At 27.0% G+C, this 9305-nt stretch carries 10 protein-coding genes, 1 other RNA gene and 1 pseudogene; all 12 read right to left on the minus strand.

The window, feature by feature from the left end; all coding sequences use genetic code 11:
- A partial coding sequence (locus tag ACO409_RS09210) for a PulJ/GspJ family protein (protein ID WP_485556604.1) occupies positions 1 to 406 on the minus strand: 406 nt, incomplete at its 3' end.
- A gap of 172 nt (positions 407 to 578) precedes the next feature.
- Entirely contained in the window at positions 579 to 1037 is a 459-nt protein-coding gene (locus ACO409_RS09215; RefSeq protein WP_485556606.1) for a type IV pilus modification PilV family protein, read from the minus strand.
- A 14-nt stretch (positions 1038 to 1051) separates the two neighbouring features.
- Positions 1052 to 1513, minus strand: a complete 462-nt coding sequence (locus ACO409_RS09220; RefSeq protein WP_485556608.1) for a prepilin peptidase — start codon at positions 1511 to 1513, stop codon at positions 1052 to 1054.
- Entirely contained in the window at positions 1513 to 1962 is a 450-nt protein-coding gene (locus tag ACO409_RS09225) for a prepilin-type N-terminal cleavage/methylation domain-containing protein (RefSeq protein ID WP_485556610.1), read from the minus strand. The genes ACO409_RS09220 and ACO409_RS09225 overlap by 1 nt, the downstream gene beginning before the upstream one ends.
- Before the next feature lie 390 nt (positions 1963 to 2352).
- Positions 2353 to 3249 carry an ACP S-malonyltransferase gene (gene fabD / locus ACO409_RS09230; RefSeq protein WP_485556612.1) on the minus strand — a complete coding sequence of 299 codons (897 nt, stop codon included), beginning with the start codon at positions 3247 to 3249 and terminating at the stop codon, positions 2353 to 2355.
- Positions 3250 to 3299: 50 nt separating this feature from the next.
- Positions 3300 to 3662: a hypothetical protein gene (locus ACO409_RS09235; RefSeq protein WP_485556614.1), complete on the minus strand. Its 363-nt coding sequence runs from the start codon at positions 3660 to 3662 to the stop codon at positions 3300 to 3302.
- Between the two features lie 399 nt (positions 3663 to 4061).
- Positions 4062 to 5039 (minus strand): beta-ketoacyl-ACP synthase III, encoded by a 978-nt coding sequence (locus ACO409_RS09240; protein WP_485556616.1) that lies wholly within the window; start codon positions 5037 to 5039, stop codon positions 4062 to 4064.
- 389 nt (positions 5040 to 5428) lie between these two features.
- Positions 5429 to 5617, minus strand: coding sequence for a 50S ribosomal protein L32 (gene rpmF, locus ACO409_RS09245; RefSeq protein WP_018451473.1), 189 nt, complete (start codon positions 5615 to 5617; stop codon positions 5429 to 5431).
- Positions 5618 to 5825: 208 nt separating this feature from the next.
- The gene (locus tag ACO409_RS09250) at positions 5826 to 7112 is read right to left on the minus strand and encodes a TIGR00341 family protein (RefSeq protein WP_485556618.1); all 1287 of its coding nucleotides are present in this window, start codon (positions 7110 to 7112) and stop codon (positions 5826 to 5828) included.
- Between the two features lie 88 nt (positions 7113 to 7200).
- Entirely contained in the window at positions 7201 to 8448 is a 1248-nt protein-coding gene (locus ACO409_RS09255) for a GNAT family N-acetyltransferase (protein WP_485556620.1), read from the minus strand.
- A gap of 85 nt (positions 8449 to 8533) precedes the next feature.
- Positions 8534 to 8798, minus strand: an RNA gene (ffs, locus tag ACO409_RS09260) — signal recognition particle sRNA large type.
- A gap of 135 nt (positions 8799 to 8933) precedes the next feature.
- Positions 8934 to 9305: pseudogene (locus ACO409_RS09265) on the minus strand (transposase family protein); the annotation flags it as partial.

The following is a 9305-nucleotide window of genomic DNA, read 5'->3' on the forward strand; positions in this document are numbered from 1 at the left end:
CTTTTTCAAATTTTACTTCATTAAATTTTCCAATTTCCACTTTACTTCCAAATTTTCCAGTATTTTCAGCATCTGAAACAAAAAGTTTCCCTTTGTCATATTCAATTTTATAAAGAATTTCATTTAATTTAAAAACTATCAAATTTTCCCTTACCAAAATATCATTATTTTCTCCTTCATAAGAAAATTTCTGCATATCCCTATTTTTTATATCCAAAATCATTTTATCCATTGAAAAATACATTTTCTCATACATTTTTTGATTATCTTTCTTAGCTTTTTCTACAATGATTATCCGCTTTAAAAACACAGAAATAACAAAAACAAGCACAGAAAATATAAACATACTTATCAATATTTCTACCAATAAATATCCACTTCTTCTATTTTTTACCTTTCCAATCATTTTCCCCCTTAATTTTTATTCTTTTTATAAATTTATACAATCAATACAATATTATTCCATTTTATTTTTTTACATTTTTTCTATTTTTTGATAAAAGATCTAGTTTTATAAATACCATTATTCCCTAATTTTTAAAAATCTACAAAATTCAATTAATATAAAATTTTTAAAATCAACTCTGTTCATCGAAATCAGGAAAGTAATAATCCTTTACTTTATCAATATTTATTTCAAAAATATATTCCTTATTTCCATATTCATTAACAAAATACCCATCCGTTCTCTTTATTTCCACATTTATTTTATTCTCCTGAAATTTTCCATTTTTGTTCTGCCTTTGCTCCAAATTTTTTAAAACTTGATACTTTTTTTCAATTGCAAATCTATTGTAAAAATCATCCACTTTTGAAATCTCATATTTTCCACTAAAATTCAACATTTCCTCATATTTTTTTGACTTTATTATTTCTATCATATTTTCAACATTTATATTTTTTTTATTTAAATCATCTACTTTCACATCTGCTTGAAAAGTCTTTAAAAATAAATTGGAAATTGGAATAATGGCAACTGTAACAAAAAACATTGAAATAAGACTTTCGATTAATGTTTCTCCCCTATTTTTTCCCATTTTTTCACCAGCTTTCACTTATTAAAAATTACAAAAATAACATAACTTGCAATAATAAATGGTGCAAATGGTATATATTCATATTTCTTCCATTTTTTCAAAAATAAAAATAAAAAAGCAATAATTCCTGAAAAAATATATAAAATCATATAAAAATTCAATATTTTCTCTATTCCAAAATATCCCAAAAGCCCACCAATCCCCATCATTAGCTTCACATCCCCAAAACCAATCAACATTTTTCCAAAATAATCCTCCAAAATATATAGCACAATCATTGGCATTGAATAGGTACAAATTCCTAAATAATACTTTTCAAAATTATTATCTTGAATTGCCGCTATTAATCCTAAAACAATTAAAATAACAACACTCTCTTCAGGAATTATCCTCTTTTTTATATCAACCCAAATTATTCTAAAAAAAATACAATATTTAATCATTTCAACTATACTATTTATTATTTCACGTTTCATTATTTTCTGATTTCTTCTCCCGCAAATGCTTTACTCCCTGCAGAAATTTTTGCAAAAACTTCTCCATTCTGATAAACTACATTTCCTTCAATATTCCCAATTTTAAATTTTCCACTACTATCTAGCCCAATTCCAAGTTTATTCAAGTTTCCATGTTCTGTCAAAATATCCTGAAGATTTTTAGGTGAATCTCCTCCATGGTCAATACTCCAAGAGGTTGACGTATTATTAAGCTCTGCAACTGCTCCGATAACTTTACTTCTATTAGCCTTATTCAAATATTTTCCAACTTGAGGTACAGCGATTGCTGATATTATTGTAATAATCGCTACTACTAAAATCACTTCCACAAGTGTAAATCCTTTTTCACGTTCTCGTAATTTTTTATTTTCCTCCTTTCTTTTCATCTTTTCAATTTTTTTTTGATCATTTTTTATAACCTTATCCATAACTACCCACCTCTTTTATTAATTTTTATTTAATTATTTATACTATATTTTTTAAAAAATGTCAATATTAAATTAAAATATTTTTAAAAAATATTAAATTTTTTATTCTGAATTTATACTTAAATTAGTTAAATTACTGCTTATTATTTAAATATAAAATTTATAATCAATTGGCTATTTATACTATTCTCCGTTTAAAAAGCGAATATTTATTCTAACTATTTGAAAATAAATATTAGGTTTATATCCTTTACTAAAAAAGTTTGTAGTAAATTCATTATTTAAATAGGATTTAGTATAAAATGGAAAATAGTATAACATACAAAAAAAAGACTGCACCTAAAAATTTTCTTTTTAAGTCAGTCTTTTTTCAATTTATATTAATAAAAATTACAAACTTTCTACATTTTCAATATTAATAACTTCAATTTCTTTATTAATCTTTTTAATTAATCCTGCCAATACTTTTCCTGGTCCAATTTCATAAATCTTTGTAACTCCATTTTCAGATAGCTTATTTATTGTGTCAACCCATTTTACTGGACCAAATGTTTGATTATATAATTCGTTTTTTATTTCTTCAGCTGAAGTTAAAATATTTGCTGTAGTATTTGCAATAATTGGAGTTGCTGGATCATTCCAAGTATAATTTTCAAATTCTTTTTTCAAAGTTTCGGCAACAGGCTTCATCAATGATGAATGAAAAGGCCCTGAAACTGCTAGTGGCAATGCTCTTCTTGCACCTTTTGCCTTAAATAATTCAAGATTTTTTTCAATTGCTTCTTTTTCTCCAGCAATAACAGTCTGCTTTGGCTCATTATAATTTACAGCTTCCACAATTCCATCAATTTCATTACAAATATTTTCCACATCTGTGGCACTAAGTCCTAATATTGCAGCCATTCCTCCGCTAACATTAGCATGGCTCATTATTTCTCCTCTTTTTGAAATTAATTTTAATGTATCAATTTCACTTAGAACTCCAGCTGCATATAAAGAACTGTATTCCCCTAAGCTATGTCCAGCCACAAAATCTGCATTTATACCTTTTTCTTTTAATAATTTAGTTAAAATAACTGAAAATAGTGCAATCGCAGGTTGTGCATATTTTGTATTTTTTAATTCTTCGTCAGTTCCTTCAAAAATAACTTTCTTCACATCTTCATTATTTTCAAAAATTTTATCAATTAATTTTTTATTTTCATCATTTACTTCATCGTATAATTTTTTCCCCATTCCAGCATACTGTGTACCTTGCCCTGGAAATACAAAAGCAATTTTTGACATACAACTTCTCCTCTTAATTTTTTTAAAAATCTTTTTCAAAGTTTAAAAAATTATTTTTTTTCTTCTTCTGCTTCGATTGTTTTTTCTTTTGATTCTTTAGCATTTTTATTACTAAATTTAGTTAATTGTCTTTTATCAACAATTTCTTTTATACCAAGCCCTACAACAACTAGTCCTAAAATCAAAGGAACTATAAATAGTGGTAAATCTTCCCATACATAGTGAGTAATATATAGATATACACCTATACCAAAAAAAATCCACCCATGCTTTTTCTTTTTAACCAAGAAATAAACACCTACAAGAACCATTACTACCTGATAATTTACAATATACTTCATAATATCTTCAGGTATGAACTTAAATAAACTTAAAACGACTATTATCAGTCCCCAAAATATTTTTGAATTCATAACTTTCCTCCTTCAATATTTAAAAATTTTTATTTTTTGTGTATTTAAACTTTTGGTGAACTACTCCCGATTTTAGAAGCGGGAGCTTCTTGGGAAGTATCTGCGTATGACTAGCCAAATATATTTACCAAGCTCTTCGGGTAGTTCCTACCCTGATATATTTAGTGTAATACATTTTGCTATAAATATCAATCAAAAATGCAATTCATCTCCCACTTATAGAAAGCCTACGACTTCTTGCTATCTTTTTGTTAAAATCACTTTACTTCATAATATTTATTTTACTAAATTCTAAATTTTTATCAAGTATAAATATTTTCTAGTATATTATACTCTGAAACTTTTAAAATTACAAGTTTTAAGATCATTTTAGATTATTTATTTTATTAAAATAAATTATTATTTTGAAATTTCAACCATAATTGAACCATAAGTTAGTCCACCACCAAATCCAGTAGCAACAAATTTATCCCCTTTTTTTAGTTTTCCTCCCTTTATAGCTTCATCAAGTGCTATTGGAATTGAGCCAGCTGAAGTATTTCCATATTTATTCAGATTTACAAAAAATTTATCTAGCGGTTGCTTAAATCTTTTGGCAATTGATTCAATAATTCTGATATTTGCTTGATGCGGAATAAACAAATCAATATCATCTGCAGTAATTCCAGCCTGTTTTAAAACATTTTCCACTGTTTCAGGAAATACTCTTACTGCAAATTTAAATATTTCTCTTCCGTTCATCTTTAAATAAATGTCTTTAGCTTCTATCTTTTCCTTTGATACAGGTTCTTTAGTTCCTCCAGCTGGTACCAAAAGCTCTTTTGCTCCTGAACCATCAGCTACAAGATGGCTTGCCAAATAACCTCCATTTTCCACTTCTCCAAGCACAACAGCTCCTGCACCATCTCCAAATAGAATGCAAGTTCCTCTGTCTGTCCAGTCAATTACTCTTGACATAGTTTCTGCCCCAATAACTAGCACTTTTTTATAAAGTCCTGCCTTAACAAAGCTATGACCAGCTGAATAAGCATAAACAAATCCAGTACAAGCCGCACCCAAATCAAACGCCGCTGCATTTATCCCCAATTTATCTTGAACTAATGCTGCAGTTGATGGAGTTCCATAGTCAGGAGTCATAGTTGCAACAATAACCAAATCAATCTCATTTTGATCTATCCCTGCATCTTCAATTGCTCTTTGTGCAGCTCTAAATGCCAAATCAGATGTAGCTTCATTTTCATCTGCAATTCTTCTTTCTTTAATACCAGTTCTAACTGTTATCCACTCATCATTTGTATCAACAATTTTTGCCAAGTCATCATTTGTCATTATCTTTTCAGGCACATAAGATCCTGTTCCTAAAATACCAACTTTCATGTCTCACCTCAGATTTATTTTTATTATTTATATTTATTTTTTAGATAATTTTATACTTTCTAAATTTAAAATTGTTCTACTAAAGTCTATCACAAAAAAGTTAAAAATACAACTAAAAACATTCAAAGATATAGGAAAATATTTAGTGAAAAATAAAAAGTTATATTTTGAATTTCTTATCTTAGAATAACATTTTTTCTTTTTTAAGCAAGGTATCATAGCCATAACATTTAACATTTATAATAAAACTAATTTAAAATCGAACTCAAAAATTATGACTATTTTACTCAAATTCTAAAATTATACGAATGAAAAATATATTTAAAAATTGCTGAATTTTATATAAAAAAGCAAAAAAAAAAGCAAGACATAAATCCTGCTTTGACAAACTATTCAGCTTCTGTAGCTTCATTAGCTATTACTTGTCTACCTCTGTAAACTCCTGTTTCCAAATTTAATCTGTGTGGTCTTCTTATTGATCCATCAGCTTCTACAATAATATTTGGAGCTTTAATTGAATCATGTGATCTTCTCATATTTCTTTTCGCTTTAGAAGTTCTTTTCTTAGGTACTGCCATTATTTATCGACTCCTTTCTAATTTTTATATCATTAATATTTTAACTTAATATTGTAAAAACAATTATATAAAATCATAATTTTTTACACTTATACAAACTATTATAATAAATCTAAAGCCATTTGTCAAGGCTTTAATCCATTTTTTACATTTATTCATATATTTTTTAGTTTTTTCTATATTATTAATATTTTTTTATCCTCAAAGATCAATTTTTATTTTTATTAGATTTTTCTAATTTGTCTCTTTCAATAATAATATTATATTTTTCTTGAGTATCAAATTCAGTGTTTTTTATTTTTTCAGCAATTTCATCTGTCATAGTTTCATTACCAACAACTAAAATAACAAAATTTTCATTATTATTTGCATCTATCAGTTTACCAATTTTAACTTCATCAATATTATTTGAAAAATTTTTATACAAAACATTTTCAACAGTTTTTAAATCACTTTCCAAAATTGCCTGATCTTCATTTTTACTTGGTAATGCAATGCTTTCTGTATTTTCTTTTGTTTTTTCTTCATTTAAATATTTTGACAAATCCTGTGCTGTCAAATACTTTTCATTTGATAGCTGCTGTATGCTTAATTTATAGTTTTTCAATTTATATTTTCCTAACTTCTTTTCCAGTTTTTCGATATCCTGCTTTTTAAAAGCCTCTCCTACAATTTTTAAAGTAATAATTTTATCTTTTTTATTGATAGAATTGTCAAAAACATAATGGCTATCTAATTCTTTTGAAATAAATTTTTTTAAGGAATCCTCTCTTGCTGTATCCTGAACTAAAGTTGCAGCTGTATATATGCTTGGAATAATTATAATTAGGCTTCCAACATAAAATATAATTTGTTTTTTTATTGAAATTTTTCCTTCTGCTTTAAAAATATTTCCCGAATAAATTTTTAATCCAATTAATGTTGCCATCATTATAAAAAATACATTTATTATAAATAAATATCCTGCTCCAAGAAAAATTTTAAAATTCGCATGAGCAATCCCAAATCCTACTACACACAAAGGCGGCATCAGTGCTGTTGCAATAGCTACTCCAGGAACTACATTTCCGCCATCTTCCTCCGTTTTTCCAATTACTCCTGCAATTCCACCAAAAATTGCAATTAATACATCCCATAAAGTTGGAGAAGTTCGAGCTAATATTTGCGGAGTCGCTTCATTTATAGGGCTTACTAAAAAATAAAAAGTGGAACTTACCACACTTATTAATATAAAAATCCCTAATCTAAAAAATGACACATAAACTCTTTTCAAATTTCCATTTGATAATCCCAATCCTAGCGACTGAATTGGCGACATTAGCGGCGAAATCAACATTGCTCCAATAATTACTGCAACAGAATTTGTATTTAACCCTATTGACGCTATAATCATTGCACAAATCAGAATAAACATTGTTTCCTTTGTAAAATCAGAATCTTCAATAATATTTCTTTTTAAAATCTTGTATTTCTCATGTTTTATTTTTTCTATCATTTTAGTATATCTCCTTTATATTTTTATATTATAGTCATTTGTAAAAGTCTAAAAATACAATAAGTACAGTTTTTTTATTCCAGCAAACTTAATCATCTTCATACATAGGCTCAATATGAATCAAAAGCCTTTTTATATTTTTATATTTATGTTTAACTTTTTTGGAAATTCTATTTGTAATATCGTGTGCTTCTTCAATTGTTTTGCCTTTATCCATTCTCACATCAGCAAACATATAAATATCCTTCCCAGAAGTAGTCATTCTAAAGTCATGTGCATTTTTAATTTCCTTAAACTGCAATATTTCAGAACGTATTTTTTCGATTAATTCATCATCTTGTGAATCCAGCAATATTAATGAATTTTCCTTTATTAGTCCATAACCGCTTTTTATAATATAAATTGACACGATAAATCCTACAATTGTGTCAAATACAGGATGAATCCTTGATAAAAACAGTCCGATTAAAACAGAAGCAGAAATTACAATATCTGAATTATAATCTGTAAGCAATGAATTTATTAATGAATTATTATATTTTTTTGCTCTTTTTTTCATAAAAGACAATTGAAATATTTTTATTAATATTGCTAAAATTGTTACAATTATTGGAATAACTGTAATCTTCAAATTACTTTCACTACTAAGAGATGTCAATTTTGAAAAATTATCCTTTATCAGCTCAAAAGCTGTTATCATTATAAATGTCCCAATTATCACACTAAAAACTGACTCTATCTTTCCATGCCCAAAAGGATGTTCCTTATCTTCAGGATTGCTTCCAACTTTTAATCCTACAATAACTAAAATATTTGTAATCAAATCTGAAAGTGAATTTAACCCGTCTGAAAGTAGCGACATGCTTAAAAAAATCTTTCCAGCTACAATTTTTAAAAAAGCTAAAATAATATTTACACAAATTGCAAATTTTGAAATAAAAAGTATATTTTCTTCCTGCTTTTTTCCTTCTCTCAAATTATTCAATATATATCCGTCTTGTGTTCTTATAAACCGCTGTTTTTCAAGAAAATTATTCATTTTTTTATGATTAGTTACGATTAGTGAATCAAAATTTCTATTTGTAAGCCAATTAATCATATGTTTCAAAAAAAACGTCCCATATCCATTATTTCTCAATTTCGGTAAAATAAATATTTTTTTCAGTTCCGCAATATTACCTAAACTAAGAACTGCATAACCGTATAAATCTTCATTATTGCATAAAAAAAATATATCCTCCTTTTTCTTATTAAAAGAAAATTTCGGATCTACCTCCAATATGTCTATTAAAATTTTACCAATATTCCCTTTTTTATCCCACTCGACTACTTTCATTGAAACCTCCATTTGTAGCGAAAAAATTTAAAATTTTTTTTAATATTAAACTTAATAAAAAATATTTTTTAATTAACTTAAAACGTCATACATCAAATTATCGAAAATATTTTACCATCCGTTTCTCAAGTCAAAAGCTCAAAAACAGCTACCCTATAAACCTAAAGAAATCAACTTAGTGCTGCTTCGTTCCCGACCTGACACATTTCGCTAACTCTCTACAATATAGGACTATTTTCTCAACACTTTTGAAATAAGACGTTGACACTAAAACTTCCCTCAAATTTGACATCACCTCTACTAAAGCGGGTTGTAGATACAGGGCACCGCTAACTCCCCGGCTAGTATGACTAAATTAGTATATCACTTTTTCTTAAAATTGTCAACATTATAAGAAATTATTTTTTTTATTTTATGTATAGATGTCAAACATTTGTTACAAAAATATATTAAAAAAAATATTTCTTTCCTAATGTAGCTTTAACCTAATGATTTTGCTTGTACTCTTTTAATACTTCATTTGGACTCTTAAAGCCTAGTACTTTTCTTGATATGTTGTTGTATCTTGTATTGTATTTCTTTATTGACCTTAACAGTTCTTCCTTGCTTTTAAATTTCTTGTCTGCATAGTACTTGCTGTCAAGCCTGTGGCTTCTTTCCACTTTTCCATTAGGTGCTTTTTTCATCTGCTATTCTTAACACTCTTTTTCTTGTATATTCATCTAATGCCGTTATTTGATAATACTTCTGGTCACGTGTGCCAAACTGTATGCATTCTCCCGGAACATATTTTATGTCTATCTGTACTCTTTCCCCAGGGTACTTAGCCTGTTCAACCTTCTTTTTTCTTTTATGCT

The sequence above is a fragment of the Leptotrichia sp. genome, from assembly GCF_057270615.1.